Genomic DNA, 15,519 nt, shown 5'->3' with positions numbered 1-15,519 from the left:
AGGCCCCGACATGAGCGCGACACCAGACCCACCCGGCGACCGCGACCCGCTCGTCGTGGCGGCCGAGGCCGCCGTCATGCGCTCCCTGGTCGATCCCGATCACGCACTCCAGGCAGGCCGCTTCGTCCTGGCCGCCGCCCGCCGCGCCCGTCATCCCGAGGCCGAGGCCGTCGCGCTCAGAGCCATCGCGCTCGCCGCCCGCGAGCTGGGCGATCTCCGCAGCGCCGAGCACCACCTCCGCGAGGCCATCGCCACCGAGGACGCCCCGCCCGAGAGGGTCGCCCAGGCCCGACTCTCCCTCGTCACCGTACGCACCGAACGCGGCCACCCGCGCCAGGCCCTCCGCGTGGCCGCCCTGGCCTGGTCGCACCTCTCGCCGCTCGACCGCGCCAAGCTCGACACGCAGCGCGCGGTGGCCCTGGCCCGCCTCGGCCGCCACCAGGAGGCCATCGCGGCCTGCGACCGCGCGCTGCGGGTGCTCGTGACCGCTCCCGGCACCATCGACGACCGCAGGTTCCTGGCGGGCGGGCTGCTCAACCGCGGCCTGGTCCACTCCTACCGCGGCGGCTGGGACGCCGCCATGCGCGACCTCACCGCCTGCCTGGAGATCTCCCAGCGCTCGGGGCTGCGGCACCTGGCCCGCCTGTCCGCCGCGAACCTGCCCTTCCTAGCCGTACGGCGTGGCGACATCGCGGGGGCGTTCAAGCACTACCGCGAGGCCGAGGACACCCTGTTCGGCTTCCCCGAGCGGCTGGCCACGATGCGGGCCGACTTCGCCGGCGCCCTGCTGGCCGCCCATCTGCCCGGCGAGGCCAGGGCCATGCTGAGCCTGGCCGTACCCGATCTCGAGGCGTCGGGCGCGCACGTGGCGCTGGCCGAGGCGCGGCTGAAGCTGGCCCAGGTGGAGCTGCTCACCGGTGACCCGCACCGGGCGCGGCAGGTAGCCGAGCAGGCGGCCGCCGAGCTGGCCGCCCAGGACCGGACCTCGTGGCTGCCGCTGGCGAACGAGGTCGTCCTGCGTGCCCGGCTGGCGCTCGAACCCGTCACTCCCGCCCTGGTCGCCGAGCTGGTCGCATGCGCGGACGAGCTGGAGGACGACGCCGCCCACCTCGAGGCGGCGGCCGCGCTGCGGCTGGTGGCGGCCGAGGCGGCGCTGGCCCTCGACGACCACCCGACGGCCTCGGCACAGCTCGCCCGGCTCACCGAGCACGCCGAACGCGAGGAGCCGTGGGCCCCCGTCGGCACCCGGCTGACCTCCCTGGCCGCGGAGCCCGCGCGGACGCCCGACATCCCGGTGCCCGTACGCCAGCACGCGCTCGCGCTGGAGGCGTCGCTGCAGGAGGACGCCACGGGGGCGTTCCGGGCGGTCCATACCGGGCTGTCGGAGGTGAGCGAGCGGGTGGAGACGTTCGACGACCCCTCGCTGCGCGCCCATGCGGCCAGGGCCGGGGAGCGGCTGGCGGCGTTCGGGCTGGGGCTGGCGGTGCGTGGCGGGTGCGCGCGGGAGGTGTTCGAGTTCGCGGAGCGGTGGCGGGCGGTGGCGGCGCCCTCGCATGCGTGCTCGCCGGTGACTCCCGATCGGGTGCGGGCCGGGCTGGGGCCCGGGGCGCTGGTGGAGTTCGTGGCGGACGAGGACGCGCTGCTGGCCGTCGTGATCACTGGGGAGCGGGTGGCGCTGCGGCGGGTGGGCGACGTGCGGACGGTCAAGGAGGCGATCGTCCGCCTGCGGTACGCGCTACGCCGGCGGTCCGCCGCGCCACGGCATGATCCCGAGGCGTGCGACGTGGCGAACGTCGAGGCGGCGGGCCTGGAGGTCGAGCGGCTGCTGCTGCGCCCGCTGCTGGCCGAGCTGGGCGACGGGCCGTTAGTGATGGTGCCGGTGGGCGCCCTGCACACGCTGCCGTGGGGTGCGCTGCCGTGCCTGCGCGAACGCCCGGTGACCGTGACCGCCGGCGCCGCCGCCTGGGTGCACGCCAGGGAGGTCCCTCTCTCCGGCCGGGGCAGGCCGCCGGTGGTGGTGGCGGCGGCCGGACCCGCTCTGGCGCACGCGCACGCCGAGGTGGCGAACGTCCTGGCCTGCCATCCGGACGGCCACGCGGTGCCGGGGCGCACCAAGGCGGTGCTGGAGGCGCTGGAGGCGGCTGATGTGCTGCATCTGGCCGCGCACGGGGTCTTTCACGCACGTAGTCCGCTGGTGTCCGGGATCACCATGGAGGACGGGTCGCTCATGGCGTACGACCTGCTGGACATCCCGCGAGCGCCGGGCCTGGTGGTGCTGTCGGCCTGCAATTCCGGGATGTCGCGCGCGCCGGTCGAGGGGGCGCCGCTGGGCCTGCCGGGGGCGTTCCTGGCCAAGGGGTCGTCGTGCGTGGTGGCCGGGCTGGTGCCGGTGCGCGATGAAGCGGCTCGGGCACTGATGAGCATGTTCCACGAGCTCGTGGCGACCGGCCTGCCGCCGGACGCGGCGCTGGCGTCCGCCGCGGCCAAGACGGGCGAAACCGGCTTCGCCTGCTTCGGCGCGGGGAGCCGGCCGTTGTACTGACGCGGGGAGCCGGCCGTTGTGCTGACGCGGAGGGCCCGCAGCAGGCACCGGCCGTCCGGAGGGATCAGCCGGACGGCCGGTCGGCAGGACGACGGGGTCAGCCGGTGGCGACCGGTCTCGTGGGGTCGGCGACCCAGTTGGACCAGGAGCCCACATAGAGCGCGGCGGGCAGGCCCGCCACCTCCAGCGCCAGCACCTCGTGCGCGGCCATCACGCCGGAGCCGCAGTACGCTCCCGCCGGAACGCCCTCACCGACCCCGAGCCCGGTGAAGCGGTCACGAAGCGCGGCTGGGGCGAGGAAGCGGCCGTCGGGTCCCACGTTCTCGGTCGTGGGCGCGCTGACCGCCCCTGGGACGTGCCCGGCCACCGGATCGACCGGCTCCACCTCGCCCCGGTAGCGTTCGGCGGCCCGTGCGTCGAGCAGCACGCCCTGGGTGGCCAGCGCCGCCGCCTCGTCAGCGGTCAACGCCGGCATCCCGCCCGGCCTCGCGGTGAAGTCACCCTCGGCGAGGCCGGACGCCGGCACGTCCTTCGTCGTGGGCAGCCCGGCCTCGGTCCACGCGGGCAGTCCGCCGTCGAGCACGCGAACGTCCTGGTGGCCGAAGTAGCGCAGCGCCCACCAGGCCCTGGCCGCGACCGTGGAGGCGGTGTCGTCGTAGACCACCACCGGCCGCCCGTTCGACACCCCGAGCCGCCGCATCGCGCTCTGGAACGCGCCCGCCTCGGGCAGCGGATGCCGGCCGCCCTCGCCGGGAGGCGCCGCGAGGTCTCTGTCCAGGTCGCAGTAGACGGCGCCGGGAATGTGCCCCTCGCGATAGGACTCCACGCCGGGCGGCCCGCCCAGCCGCCAGCGAACGTCGAGCACCGTCACGTCGTCGAGCGCGTCGAGCGCGGCAGGTGTGATCAGCGGGCTGGTCAAGTGCGTACCTCCAGGAGCGGGACATGCTGCTCGGCCGCCGTCATCGAACCGTGGTATCCGATGAAGAGCGCCTCGATCGGGTTGTGGGTGGGGGCGGTGATGGCCAGGTCGGTGTGGGGCACGGCCACGACGTCGCCGATGCGTTCCAGCCACGCGTCCCGCACCCGTGGCCCGAACCAGCCCGACTCGACCGCCTCCTGCCTGGACACTACCCAGGCCTTGCCGCGAAGGGTGTCGCGCCACGCCTCCAGCACGTCTTTCCCCGCGCCCCGCTCGGCGTAGACGTGCCTGGCCCTGGCCTCGCCACCGAGCAGTGTCACGCCCGCCATCAGCTCGGGAACCTGTTCGGCGTCGATCTTCTCGGTGGCGTTGACCATGCCGTGGTCGGCGGTGACGTAGAGCGCGGAGCCGGGAGGCAGCCCCTCGGCGAGCCGGCGCGCCATGTCGTCGACGACGGCGAGTTGCCGGAGCCACTCCTCGCTCCCCCAGCCCGTCATGTGGCCGGCGGCGTCGAGGTCGCCGTAGTAGACGGTGACGTGTGCCGAGCCCGCCCGCATCACCTCGTGCACCCGCGCCACGCGGTCGCCCACGGCGTCGGCGGCCACGTAGCGCACGCCTCGATAGACGGCCCTGGTCAGCCCGGTGCCCTCGAACTCGGCGGGACCGACGTAGACGGAGTCGATCCCGGCCCGTACGGCGCGCTGGTAGACGGTCGGGGCGGGCTGCCACTGGTCCGGATCCATGATCAGGCCGCCGGGCAGGCTCCACCGCAGGCAGTTGAACAGGTGGCCGGTGCCCGGCACGGCCAGCGTCAGCCCGAGCATGCCGTGCTCGCCCGGCGTCAGGCCGGTGCCCAGGGAGCAGAGGCTGGTGACGGTGGTGGCGGGGAATCCGGCGGTGAGCGTCCTGCTCACCATCGAGGAGAGGAACGGGGCGGCCTCGGCGTGCGACCGCAGCAGCTCGGCCCCCAGACCGTCCACCAGGAAGAGGCAGACGCGCTCGGCGGGCTCCAGGACGAGCGGGGGGTCGTTCGAGGGGGTGAGGGCGGTGGCCGTGTCGCGCGCGGCGCCAGGCCCTTCGGCCGTCGTCTCGGGCGCGCTCGACGCACCAGAGGTGCCGGGCTCGTGGACGCCCAGCGCCGCCAGCAACGCACCAGGCAGATCTGCCAGCGACCCGCCGCCGTACCCCGGCACCAGCATGCCCATCATCCTATGCCTTCGCGAATTTCTCCCTTTTCGCGCGGATCTCTCCGCCAGGTCCGTCAGGCCCGGCGCCGGCCCGACCGGCATGGGCACGGCCGAGCCCCCCACGCGGCGCCCTGACCGGCGACCGCATGCGACACGCTCCCGCCGCCGAACCGGTCCAGGTGCCAGGCGAGCACGGCGCGACCCTGGCGCTGATCTGGGCGGGAGTCAGGAGGCGGCGCGGGCGGTGGCCTCGGACAGGGCCTTGGCGAAGGCGAGGACGTGGGTGACGGCCTCCGGGCCGTCGGCCGCCTCGCTGACCCTGAGCGACAGGTCGTCGGCCGTGATCGCGCCCGTGTAGCCGTGGTCGGCCTCGCAGTTTTCGTCGCCGCACGTCGCCGGCTCCAGGTCCACGTGCGAGATGGCGCCCCAGCCGATCGTGAGGGTCGCCTCCGTCGGAGGGACGCCCGGGACGTAGGAGGCGGGGTCGGGCACGACGCGGGTGACGGCGACCGACTGGATGCGGCTCAACCGTACGGCCTCCGTGGTCGTGGAGGCGTGGGATGTCGAGACGCCCTCCACCGCGGGGTGCTCGTCGGTGTGGCAGACCAGCAGCCGCGTCGCCGACAGCACCAGGACGGTGACGTGCCGGCGCACCTCCATCGCGGGATCGAACGTGGCCTCGTGATGGACCACGAAGGCGGTCACCGCCTCCTTGCCCAGCGCGGATTCGACCGCGTCGGTGACGAGGTCGGGATAGTAGCCGCTGCGCTCGATCGCTTCGCGCAGGCCCGCGGCGGAGACTCGGGTTTCCCTCATGGGTCCATCCTGCCAGGGACGGGCAGTACACTCACCCGCCGGATATAACGCTCTATAACGTCTTTTATCCAGGCATCAGGTGGCACTTGGGTTCACCTCATTTGCCGCCATTCGCCGCCACTCGCCGTCATTCGCTGAGAGCGGATCAGGAGAGTCTCCGAGGGCCGCCGTCGAGGCGCGGACCGGCCGGAGTGCGCAGGGTGGCGCGGGCGCCGAGGATGATGACGTTCGACTCGCCGACGAGCACCTGGTCCAGGTCCAGCCTGGCCACCTCCGGCAGGTCTCCGGCCAGGCGGCCGACGCGTACGAGGAGGTCTTCCAGGGCCTCCACGGCCACGGGCGGGTAGCCGTACTGGCCGAAGAGCAGCGGGGCCGCCCGCACGGAGCGCACGAGCGCGGCGGCGTCCTCCCGCGTCAGGGGTGCCAGCCGGAACCCCTGGTCGAGCAGGAGGCGCGCGGTCACCTCGCCGAGCCCGAACGACACGACGGGGCCGAACGCGGGGTCCTCGACGGCGCCCACGACGGTCGGCACGGCGGGCTGCGGCGCCATCCGCTGGACCGCCAGCTCCATCTCCTCGCCGCCGGCGAACCCGGCGAAGGCGTGACGCACCATCTCGGGGCCGGTCAGCCCGAGCCGTACGGTGCCCGCGCGGCGCGAGGCGCCGGGGTCGGCCACCTTGAGCACCACGGGCCACCCGAGCCGCTCGGCCGCCTCCACCGCCTCGTCCGGCGTGCGCACCACCTCGGCCGGCCAGACGGTCAGGCCGTAGCAGGAGAGCAGCTCGGTGGCGTCGACCTCGACCGGTGGCCCCGGCTGCGCGAACACGCCCGACGGGGACTCGCCCTCAACGCTCGCCGCCCCCGCCGAACTCCCCATGGGACCGTCCGGGGTGGACGGCCGCGGGATGTCAGGAGTGGGTGCGGCGGTGGACAGGGCCGTGCGGACCAGGTGCTTGGCGCGGTCCGTGTCGATGCCGTCGAGCTCCGGTGGCGGCACCGCCGGGTGGGCGCGCCACCTCGCGTAGCGGACCACCTGGGCCAGCGCCCTGACCGCCTCCTCAGGCGCCGCGTACGACGGGATCGAGCCGCGCGACGGCGTCACCTCGCACCCCGGAGCGCTGGTCTCGACGCGCAGCGACGGGTGCATGCCCAGATGGCCCTGGAACGTCGCGAGCACCGGCTTGGCAACGTCCTTGGAGACCCGTAGCAGCTCGGCCGCCACCTCGTCCGTGTCGCCGGGAATGGGCGGCATATAGATGACGACGGCGGCGTCCACGTCGGGTGAGGCCAGTTCGCCGGCGAGCGCCGTACCGAACTCCGAGGCTCCGGCGGCGGGACCGAGGTTGACCGGCGGGCACGGCTCCAGCCCGGCGGCCAGGCAGGAGTCGGCGGCGAGCAGGCCGAGCGCGTCGGAGTTGGTCACGAGCGCGACCCTGGGCCCGGCCGGCAGCGGCTGGTAGGCCAGCAACTGGCCGACGTCGAAGAGCTGGATGAGGTCGTCGACCCTGATCAGCCCCGCCTGCTCGAACAGCGAGCTGATCGCCGAGTCCGGCAGGCCCAGCTCCTCAGCCGAGTGGCCGGCGGGCGTGCCGCCGCTCTTGACCACCACGACCGGCTTGCTCCGGGAGATGCGCCTGGCCAGCCGGGTGAACTTGCGCGGATTGCCGAGCGACTCCAGGTAGAGCAGGATCACCTCGGTCGAGTCGTCCTCCTCCCAGTACTGGAGCAGGTCGTTGCCGGAGACGTCGGCCCTGTTGCCGGCGGAGACGAACGACGAGATGCCCATGCCGCGCTGCGCCACCCGCTGGAGCAGCGCGGTGCCGAGCGCGCCCGACTGGCTGAAGAACCCCACCTTTCCCCGGCACGGCAGGGTGGCGGCGAGGGTGGCGTTGAGCTTGACGCCGGGGTCGGTGTTGGCGATGCCCAGGCAGTTGGGGCCCACGACGCGCAGCCCGTACGAACGCGCGATCCGGGCCAGCTCGTCCTGCCTGGCCCTGCCCTCCGGGCCCGTCTCCCCGAACCCCGAGGAGACCACCACCAGCCCGTGGACGCCCTTCTCCGCGCACTCCTTGACCACGTCGAGCACGCCCGAGGCGGGCACGGCCACCACGGCCAGGTCCACGTCGCCGTCGATGGCCCTCACGCTCGGATAGGCCCGCACGCCCGCCACGGCCCGCACCTCCCGGTGCACCGGATAGACGGGGCCGGTGAAATCGGCGGCCAGCAGGTTGCGGAGAACGGTCTGGCCGACCCCGCCGGGCTCCCGTGAAGCGCCGATGACGGCCACCGAGCCGGGGGTGAGCAGCCTGGCGATGGACCTGGACTCGGCCCGGTGCTCGCGCGCGAGCGTGACCTCCGTCGAGGTCTCGGTGGGGGTGAGGTCGAGCGTCATGCGTACGACGCCGTCCTCGAACTGGCTCTGGGCCGTGTAACCGGCCTGGCGCAGCAGGCCCGTCATGCGCATGTTGGCGGGCAGGACGTCGGCGACGAAGTGTTCGATGCCGTTCTCGCGGGCGGTGGCCGCCAGGTGCTCCAGGAGCACGGAGGCCACTCCCCTGCCCTGGTGCGCGTCCTCCACGAGGAAGGCCACCTCCGCCTCGCCCGGCCCGGTGCGGTCGTAACGGATGACGGCCACCATCTCGGTGCCGATGGTGGCGATCAGGGCGACCCGGTTGACGTAGTCGACGTTCGTGAACCGCTCGACTTCCCTGTCGGACAGCCGGGGTCTCGGCCCGAAGAACCGGAAATAGATCGACTCGTCCGACAGACGCGAGTAAAAAGAGCGGAGGCGGTCCGCGTCGGCGGGCTTGATCGGACGGACATGTGCCGTGCCACCGTCGGCCAGGACGACATCGGCCTCCCAGTGGGCCGGATAGTGTGCCTCCACAACCACGAGCGTAAACCCGTGTCCCACATGCCAAGACCTCAGCCCCTGTTGGACCCCTGTTGGGCAACGCTTGTGCATCGACTGCAGCCCGGTGTCCTGGGACCGCCCCACGGGCAGCCCGGAAGCTGTTACTTTTGCCGTGGCCAGGCTCGTTCTGAAGGCAGCAAGGTGGTGGCATCATGACGCGGGTCGTCGTGGTGGGCGATCTCATGACCGACGCGGTCGCGCGCGCCCGTTATGCGCTCGCCAGGGCGAGCGACACCCCGGCGATCGTGACCATGCACGGCGGCGGCTCGGGGGCTAACATCGCCTCGTGGCTGGCCGTCGAGGGCGCCGAGGTGGCCTTCATCGGCCGCAGGGGCGCCGACATCACGGGGCGCAACCGTGACATGGAGCTGATGGGCTACGGCGTCGACGCCCGGCTCGTCATGGACCCCGAGCGCCCCACCGGCACCTGTGTGGTGCTCGTCACGCACAAGGGCGAGCGCACCATGCTCTCCGACCCGGGCGCCAACGCGGCGCTGTCGCCCGAGGACCTGCCGCGTGACCTGTTCACCGGAGGCTCGCACCTCCACCTGTCGGGCTACACGCTGATCAACGAGGGCTCGCGCGACGCGGGCCTCGCGGCGCTCGACATGGCCAGGCGCGGCGGCATGTCGATCTCGGTCGACTGCGCCTCGTCCGCGCCTCTGGACCGCACGGGGGCGGAGCCGTTCCTGGAGTGGACCAACGGGGTCAAGCTGCTGTTCGCCAACATCGAGCAGGCCAAGGTGCTGACCGGGCGCGACGACGCCGAGGCCGCCGCCAAGGTGCTGACCGCGTGGTTCCCGCAGGTCGTCATCAAGATGAACGCCGAAGGCGCCCTCTGGTACGGCAACGGCCGCCCCGAGCCGGTCCGCGTGGCCGCCGAGCCGGTCGACAAGATCGTGGACGGCACCGGGGCCGGCGACGCGTTCTCTGCCGGCTTCCTGCCGGCCTGGCTGGCGGGCAAGCCTCCGGCGGAGGCGCTCGCCTCCGGCTGCCGGCTGGCGGCGAAGGCGATCATGCACCTGGGCGCCCGCCCGCCGTTCTGACCGGCCCCTCTCGCCGGTCGCTCAGGCTTGAGCGTTGATCCCCTTGTGAGCGGCTCTTCGATCGCTATGGTGGGCAGATCGGGATTTAGCGCGACATAGGGGAGCCGGATGCAGGGCGTGCGTCCGTTACGGCCGGGCGATCCCACCTCGGTCGGCTCGTACGAGGTCACCGGCTTTCTGGGCGAGGGCGGCCAGGGCAGCGTCTACCTCGGCGTCTCCCCCGGCGGCGAGCGGGTCGCGATCAAGCTGCTGCACGCCAGGTTCGCCGACGACGAGCAGGCCGTACGCCGCTTCCGCCGCGAGGCCGAGGCGGCGCGGCGGGTGGCGGAGTTCTGCACGGCTCGCGTGCTCGATGTCGGAGCCGTCAACGATCAGCCGTACATCGTCGGCGAGTACGTCGACGGGCCGTCCCTGCAGCACCAGGTCACCAGGGAAGGGCCGGTACGGGGACCGGCGCTGATGCGGCTGGCGATCACGACCGCCACCGCGCTGGTGGCCATTCACGGGTCCGGGGTGGTGCACCGGGACTTCAAGCCGAGCAACGTCCTGCTCGGTCCCGACGGCCCCCGGGTGATCGACTTCGGGATCGCGCGGGCGCTCGACGTCAGCCAGAGCCTGACGACCGGCATCGTGGGGACGCCCGCGTTCATGGCGCCCGAGCAGTTCCTCGGGGAGGCGTCCCCGGCGAGCGACGTGTTCGCCTGGGCGGGGACGATGGTGTTCGCGGCCACGGGGCGGGGGGCGTTCGGGTTCGGGCCGCTGCCCGTGGTGATGCACCGCATCCTCAGCCTGGATCCCGATCTGTCGGGCGTGCCGGGGGACATAGCGCCGCTGCTGTGGGCGTCGCTGGCCAAGGACGCCCGGCAGCGGCCCACGGCCGAGCAGCTGATGCGGGATCTGATCCGCGCCGGCACCACCGGCTCGCCGACCAGGTCCCCGGCACCGCCGGCCGCACCAGCCACGACCCCGCCGTTCCCAGGATCGCCGAGCCCGACCCCGAAGCCCTTGGGCTCGCCGGGCACGACCCCGCAGCCGACGAGCGGCCCTCAGGCGTACGGGCAGCCGCTGCCCTATCCGGTGGGCGGGCCTGTCACGCCGCCCCAGCAGGGGGTCACGACCGAGCCTCAGTGGCGACGGCGGCGGGCGGCGGTGATCACGGTGGGCGCGGCGGCCACCGCCCTGGTGGCAGGGGTCGCGGTGTGGCTCGTGGCCCAGAGCGGCGTCTTCACCCGGCCGGGCTCCTCCCCCACGCCCTCGTCCTCGGCGGCATCCGGGTTCGGAGCGGCGGTGGAGTCGGTCGCGAGCCCCTCGGCGAAGACCGGCGGCACCCTGCGCGTCGTCTCGGCGCAGCCCCTGGAGACCACCGATCCAGGAGACATCTACCTGCCGCTGTCGCTGAACCTGGTCCGCCTCTACGGACGTGCGCTGACGATGTTCAAGCCCGTGCCGGGAACCGCCGGGACGCAGATCGTCCCGGATCTCGCCGAGTCGCTGGGCGTGCCGAGCGCCGACGGGAAGACCTGGACCTACAAACTCCGACAAGGCGTGAAATTTCAGGACGGCACGCCCATCACCGCCAAGGACGTCAAGTACGCGGTCCTGCGCAGCATGGACCCCAGCCGCTCGGGAGGCTCGACCTACTTCGACCTCATGCTCGACCTCCCCTCCGGCTACCGGGGCCCCGTCAAGTCGCCGGGCATGAACACCGACTCGGCCATCCAGACTCCCGACGAGCGCACGATCGTCTTCCGCCTCAGGAAGCCGTACTCCACGTTCGACGAGGTCGTGCAGATGCCGGAGACCGTCCCCGTGCCGGAGGGCAAGGACACCGTCCTGGCCTCAGGCCCGTACAAGATCGAGAGCGTGTCGGCCGGCAAGAACATGGTCGTCCTCACACGCAACGACCAGTGGGACGCCTCGACCGACCCCAACCGCAGGCCGCTCCCCGACCGGTACGTGATCGAGTACGACGGGGAGAACGCGGAACGCCGGCTGCGCGAAGGCCGCGCCGAGTTCGGCCCCTCGGTCCCGCAGGAAGGCGCGGCCGGGGTGCTCAACGACCCGGCGCTCAAGAAACGGGCGGACGCGCCGGTGACCACGGTCGTGCGGATGCTGGCGATCAACCCTGAGGTGCAGCCGTTCGACAACGTCGAGTGCCGCCGGGCCGTGGTCCGGGCCCTGCAGCTCAAGAACCTCGCCCTCGCCTACGGCACCGTTCAGGCGGAGGTGCCGACGTCGCTCCTGCCGCCCCTGATCATCGGCCGGCGTCAGCGCGATCCCGACCTCACGGCGGACGGCGGCCAGCAGGCCGCCAAGGAGTCGCTGGCCGCGTGCGGGCATCCGGACGGGTTCGCCGTCACGTACGTCTATCGGGACGTGGCCTGGGAGCGGAACGCGGCCGAGGCCGTTCAGCAGAGCCTCGCCCGCGTGGGCATCAAGGTCACGCTGAAGCAGGTCCCCGTCGCGGACTTCTTCCGGAAGTACGGCGGCAGCCCCGAATACCTGAAACAGAACAAGATCGGCCTGGTCGCGAAGTCCTGGGCACCCGACTGGCCGGACCCCGAGTCGTTCCTCACGCTGATCGCGGACAGCAGGCAGATCAACCCCAAGGAGTACTCGTTCAACGTGAGCGTCCGCGTCAGCGCCATCGACTCCCTCATGGACCAGGCCAGGGCCGAACTCGACCCGGGCAGACGCGCCGCCCTGTGGAGCCAGGTGGAGTCCAAGCTCGCCGAGCAGGCCGTGCTCGTCCCGCTGGCCTGGAGGCGCCCTGTGCTGCTGCGCGGCCAGAACGCCACGAACGTCCACGTCAGCCCGGTCTATGGCGACTATGACCTGCTGACCATGGGCGTCAGGTAGTGGTGGCCAGGGCGAGCGGGAGCACCGCCGGGGCGCCCGCGTGCCGTATGAGGGCCGCCGCCAGCGTCATCGTCCACCCCGTGTCGACGCGGTCGTCCACGAGCAGCACCGGCCCGCCGCAGCCGGCGATCGACGCGCTCAGCTCCTTGGGCATGGCGAGCGTGGCCCGGACCGCCTGGACCCGCTTGGCGCTGTTGAACTGCTGCCCCGGCGAGCCCGCCCGATAGCCCAGCTCCCCCAGGTAGGTCAGCCGCCCCACCGACGCCAGCCGTTCGGCGAACGCGCGCACGAGCGCGGGCCGGGTCGCGGACGGGACGTTCACCACGGCGACGGGGCGCTCACGCCACTCCCAGGAGGACAGCACCTGCACCACGGCCTTGAACATGTCGTCGGCCATGGGCCCGTCGTCCCCGTTGAACAGCTCCCGCAGCCGGTTGCCCCACCCGATGTCGGTCAGCCGGCCGAGCGCCCTGCCGGGCTCGGCGCCGAGCTCGGGCTTGATCCGCCCGGACAGGTCGGGCAGCCCGGTCGGCCACTGCTTGCGTGCTTCGATCTCGACGCCCGGCCTGCTCAACCGCTGGCGGGCGCTCTCGACGGCCTGTGTGCCGATCTCCGGCGAGCGGTGCCGCCCGGTGCAGTTGTCGCAGCGCCCGCACGGCGTGGCGGCCTCGTCGTCGAGGTGCCGGCGCAGGAACTGCTCCCTGCACTCGGACGTCGTCAGGTAGGCGAGCATGGCCTCCTGCTCGGCGCGGCGCTCGGCGGCGATGCGGGTGTAACGCTCGGCGTCGTAGGTCCACGGCTCGCCGGTGGCCTGCCAGCCGCCCTTGACCCGCCGGACCGCGCCGTCCACGTCGAGCACCTTGAGCATCATCTCCAACCGGCTCCGGCTCAGGTCGACGGCCGTCTCGAGCGCCGGTGTGGACATGACGCCGCCCTCTTCGAGCGTACGCAGCGTGGTCAGCACGACGGGCTCGGGCGGGAACGCCAGCGAGGCGAAGTACGCCCAGATCTCGCGGTCCTCGACCCCCGGCAGCAGGATCACCTCGGCCCGCTCCACGCCGCGCCCCGCCCGGCCGACCTGCTGGTAGTAGGCGACGGGCGACTGCGGCGCCCCCACGTGCACCACGAACCCCAGGTCCGGCTTGTCGAAGCCCATCCCCAGGGCGCTCGTCGCCACCAGCGCCTTGAGCTTGTTGTTCAGCAGCGCCTCCTCGGCCGCCAGGCGCTCGGCCGGGTCGGTCTGCCCGGAGTAGGCGGCCACCTCGAACCCCTGCTCGCGCAGGTATCCGGCGATCTCATGGGCGGCGGCGACGGTGAGCGTGTAGACGATGCCGGAGCCGGGCAGCTCGCGCAGCGTCTGCGCGAGCCAGGCCAGCCGCTGCTCGGCGGTGGGCAGGCGTACGACGCTGAGGTGCAGGCTCTCCCGCTCCAACGGCCCGCGCAGCACGAGCGTGCCGTCGCCGTCGTCGTAGGGCAGGCGCATCTGCTCGGCCACGTCACGGGTGACGCGGGCGTTGGCGGTGGCGGTGGTGGCCAGGACGGGGATGCCCGGCGGCAGGTCCTCGAACAGCGTGGCCAGCCTGCGGTAGTCCGGCCGGAAGTCGTGCCCCCAGTCGGAGATGCAGTGGGCCTCGTCCACCACCACGAGCCCGGCGCTCTCGGCCAGCTCAGGCAGGACGTTGTCGCGGAAGTCGGGGTTGTTGAGCCGCTCGGGGCTGACCAGCAGCACGTCGACCATGCCGTCGGCGACCTGGCCGTAGATCTCCTCCCACGCCTCGGGGTTGGCGGAGTTGATCGTGACGGCCCTGATGCCGGCCCGCTCGGCGGCGGCGATCTGGTTGCGCATGAGCGCCAGCAGCGGCGAGACGATGACCGTGGGACCCTCGCCCAGCTCGCGCAGGAGCGCGGTGGCCACGAAGTAGACGGCCGACTTGCCCCAGCCGGTGCGCTGCACGACGAGCACCCGCCGCCGGTCCACCACCAGGGCCTCGATGGCGGCCCACTGGTCGTCGCGGAGCGCGGCGTGCTCGCCCGCCAGCGCCCGCAACCGCTCCTCGGCCTCTTCCCGCAGCATCGCCACATCGGGGGCTTCAATCATTCCCCCTTGTTACCACGCTCCCGCGGCCGTCACGCACCATCGGCGTGGCCAGGGCCCTGTCAGAGCGCCCGTCTTGTACGGCCGGCCGCGTTCTCCGCCTCCACTGAACCCTTCGGCGGGAGTCCTTCGAGGAGAGTGACGCCACGGGGCCGCGACGCCCATGGTGCGACGCCCTGGGACGAACCGCACGTGCGCGGAACGAGGCCGACGCGGGCTCAAGCGGGATCGGCGTGCTCGGGGAAGGCGTTGATCGTGACGCGGTGCATGCGGCGGCGCTCCGTGTAGTCGGCCACGGCGTAGTGCTGCGTCGGCCGGTTGTCCCAGAAGGCGAGGGTGCCGGGCCGCCAGCGCAGGCGCAGCTGGTACTCGGGTGAGCGGATGTGGTCGATCAGGAGCGGCAGCAGCGCCTCGTTCTCGCGGTCCGTCAGCCCCACCAGGCGCGTCGTGGAGGCGCGGTTGACGAACAGGGCCTTGCGGCCGGTCTCCGCGTGCACGCGGACCACCGGGCGCTCCACCGGCGGCCACTGCGCCTGGATCTCGGCCAGGTCGAACGGGTGCCCCTTCGCGATCGCCTTCCTCATCGACATCGTGATGTCGTGCACGGCCGTCAGCTCGTCGCACAGCCGCTGCAGCCAGGGCGAGAGCGTCTCATACGCCAGGTACGTGTTCGCCCAGCACGTGTCCCCGCCCACGCTCGGCAGCTGGACGCAGCGGAGCAGGGAGCCCATCGGCGGAGTGGGTTCGAAGGTGTTGTCGCTGTGCCATTCGTCCCCGCCCTCGCCCTTCGGAGAGGTCTGGTCGAGGACGTGGATGGGGCTGGTGGAGTCCTTCTTGAAGGCGGGGTGGTTGAGCGTGCCGAAGTTCAGGGCGAACTGCAGGTGCTGCTCGTCGTCGATGTGCTGGTCGCGGAAGAACAGCACGAGGTGCTCGAGCCAGCCGGCGCGCAGGGTCGCGACCTCTTCTTGCGACAGCGGCTTGCGCAGATCGACCCCGGTGACCTCGGCGCCGATGTGCTTGGTCACGGGATGAAACTCGATCATGACGCCTCCGGGACAGCCGTATCCTCGTGCCGCGAACGTAACACCAAGCAATTGCTTGGTCAAGTGAGCTTCCGGTGACGCACATCGAACAAGTATGC

9 protein-coding genes are annotated in these 15,519 nt (G+C 72.7%); 3 read left to right on the top strand and 6 right to left on the bottom strand.

The features are described 5' to 3' along the window. Nucleotides 1-10 precede the first annotated feature (10 nt). The gene (locus AB0J64_RS26970; RefSeq protein ID WP_364032256.1) at nucleotides 11-2,542 is read left to right on the top strand and encodes a CHAT domain-containing tetratricopeptide repeat protein; all 2,532 of its coding nucleotides are present in this window, start codon (nucleotides 11-13) and stop codon (nucleotides 2,540-2,542) included. 97 nt (nucleotides 2,543-2,639) lie between these two features. Here AB0J64_RS26970 and AB0J64_RS26965 read toward each other — a convergent pair whose 3' ends face one another. The 4 genes from AB0J64_RS26965 to AB0J64_RS26950 form a co-directional block, all read right to left on the bottom strand. Next, complete coding sequence (locus AB0J64_RS26965; protein WP_364032253.1) at nucleotides 2,640-3,461, bottom strand: sulfurtransferase; 822 nt, start codon at nucleotides 3,459-3,461, stop codon at nucleotides 2,640-2,642. Next, nucleotides 3,458-4,660 (bottom strand): nucleotide pyrophosphatase/phosphodiesterase family protein, encoded by a 1,203-nt coding sequence (locus AB0J64_RS26960; RefSeq protein ID WP_364032250.1) that lies wholly within the window; start codon nucleotides 4,658-4,660, stop codon nucleotides 3,458-3,460. The genes AB0J64_RS26965 and AB0J64_RS26960 overlap by 4 nt, the downstream gene beginning before the upstream one ends. 213 nt (nucleotides 4,661-4,873) lie before the next feature. Further along, on the bottom strand, nucleotides 4,874-5,464 hold the full coding sequence (locus tag AB0J64_RS26955) for a DUF5998 family protein (RefSeq protein WP_344989111.1): 591 nt from the start codon (nucleotides 5,462-5,464) through the stop codon (nucleotides 4,874-4,876). 145 nt (nucleotides 5,465-5,609) lie between these two features. Beyond that, a complete protein-coding gene (locus AB0J64_RS26950; RefSeq protein WP_364032247.1) occupies nucleotides 5,610-8,351 on the bottom strand; it encodes a GNAT family N-acetyltransferase in 2,742 nt (913 codons plus the stop codon). 179 nt (nucleotides 8,352-8,530) lie between these two features. On the opposite strand from AB0J64_RS26950, the gene AB0J64_RS26945 reads away from it, so the two are divergent. After that, a complete protein-coding gene (locus AB0J64_RS26945; RefSeq protein WP_364032244.1) occupies nucleotides 8,531-9,424 on the top strand; it encodes a sugar kinase in 894 nt (297 codons plus the stop codon). 108 nt (nucleotides 9,425-9,532) lie between these two features. Next, nucleotides 9,533-12,283: an ABC transporter substrate-binding protein gene (locus tag AB0J64_RS26940; RefSeq protein ID WP_364032241.1), complete on the top strand. Its 2,751-nt coding sequence runs from the start codon at nucleotides 9,533-9,535 to the stop codon at nucleotides 12,281-12,283. On the opposite strand, the gene AB0J64_RS26935 is transcribed toward AB0J64_RS26940, so the two are convergent. Then, on the bottom strand, nucleotides 12,276-14,381 hold the full coding sequence (locus AB0J64_RS26935) for a RecQ family ATP-dependent DNA helicase (protein WP_364032238.1): 2,106 nt from the start codon (nucleotides 14,379-14,381) through the stop codon (nucleotides 12,276-12,278). The two genes, AB0J64_RS26940 and AB0J64_RS26935, sit on opposite strands and share 8 nt — an antisense overlap. 215 nt (nucleotides 14,382-14,596) lie before the next feature. Further along, nucleotides 14,597-15,421: a TauD/TfdA family dioxygenase gene (locus AB0J64_RS26930; RefSeq protein ID WP_364032235.1), complete on the bottom strand. Its 825-nt coding sequence runs from the start codon at nucleotides 15,419-15,421 to the stop codon at nucleotides 14,597-14,599. Nucleotides 15,422-15,519 lie beyond the last annotated feature (98 nt).

It is taken from the genome of Nonomuraea sp. NPDC049695 (genome assembly GCF_040674955.1).
Classification (GTDB): domain Bacteria; phylum Actinomycetota; class Actinomycetes; order Streptosporangiales; family Streptosporangiaceae; genus Nonomuraea; species Nonomuraea helvata.
Note: the sequence above shows the minus strand (reverse complement) of the source record. Positions and strands in the feature narration are given on the sequence as shown.

What these genes read in the sequence shown, in the direction of transcription:
- AB0J64_RS26970 (WP_364032256.1), top strand. Translation starts at nt 11, where the DNA reads ATGAGCGCGACACCAGACCCACCCGGCGACCGCGACCCGCTCGTCGTG.
- AB0J64_RS26960 (WP_364032250.1), bottom strand. Translation starts at nt 4,660, where the DNA reads ATGCTGGTGCCGGGGTACGGCGGCGGGTCGCTGGCAGATCTGCCTGGT.
- AB0J64_RS26955 (WP_344989111.1), bottom strand. Translation starts at nt 5,464, where the DNA reads ATGAGGGAAACCCGAGTCTCCGCCGCGGGCCTGCGCGAAGCGATCGAG.
- AB0J64_RS26945 (WP_364032244.1), top strand. Translation starts at nt 8,531, where the DNA reads ATGACGCGGGTCGTCGTGGTGGGCGATCTCATGACCGACGCGGTCGCG.
- AB0J64_RS26940 (WP_364032241.1), top strand. Translation starts at nt 9,533, where the DNA reads ATGCAGGGCGTGCGTCCGTTACGGCCGGGCGATCCCACCTCGGTCGGC.
- AB0J64_RS26935 (WP_364032238.1), bottom strand. Translation starts at nt 14,381, where the DNA reads ATGATTGAAGCCCCCGATGTGGCGATGCTGCGGGAAGAGGCCGAGGAG.
- AB0J64_RS26930 (WP_364032235.1), bottom strand. Translation starts at nt 15,421, where the DNA reads ATGATCGAGTTTCATCCCGTGACCAAGCACATCGGCGCCGAGGTCACC.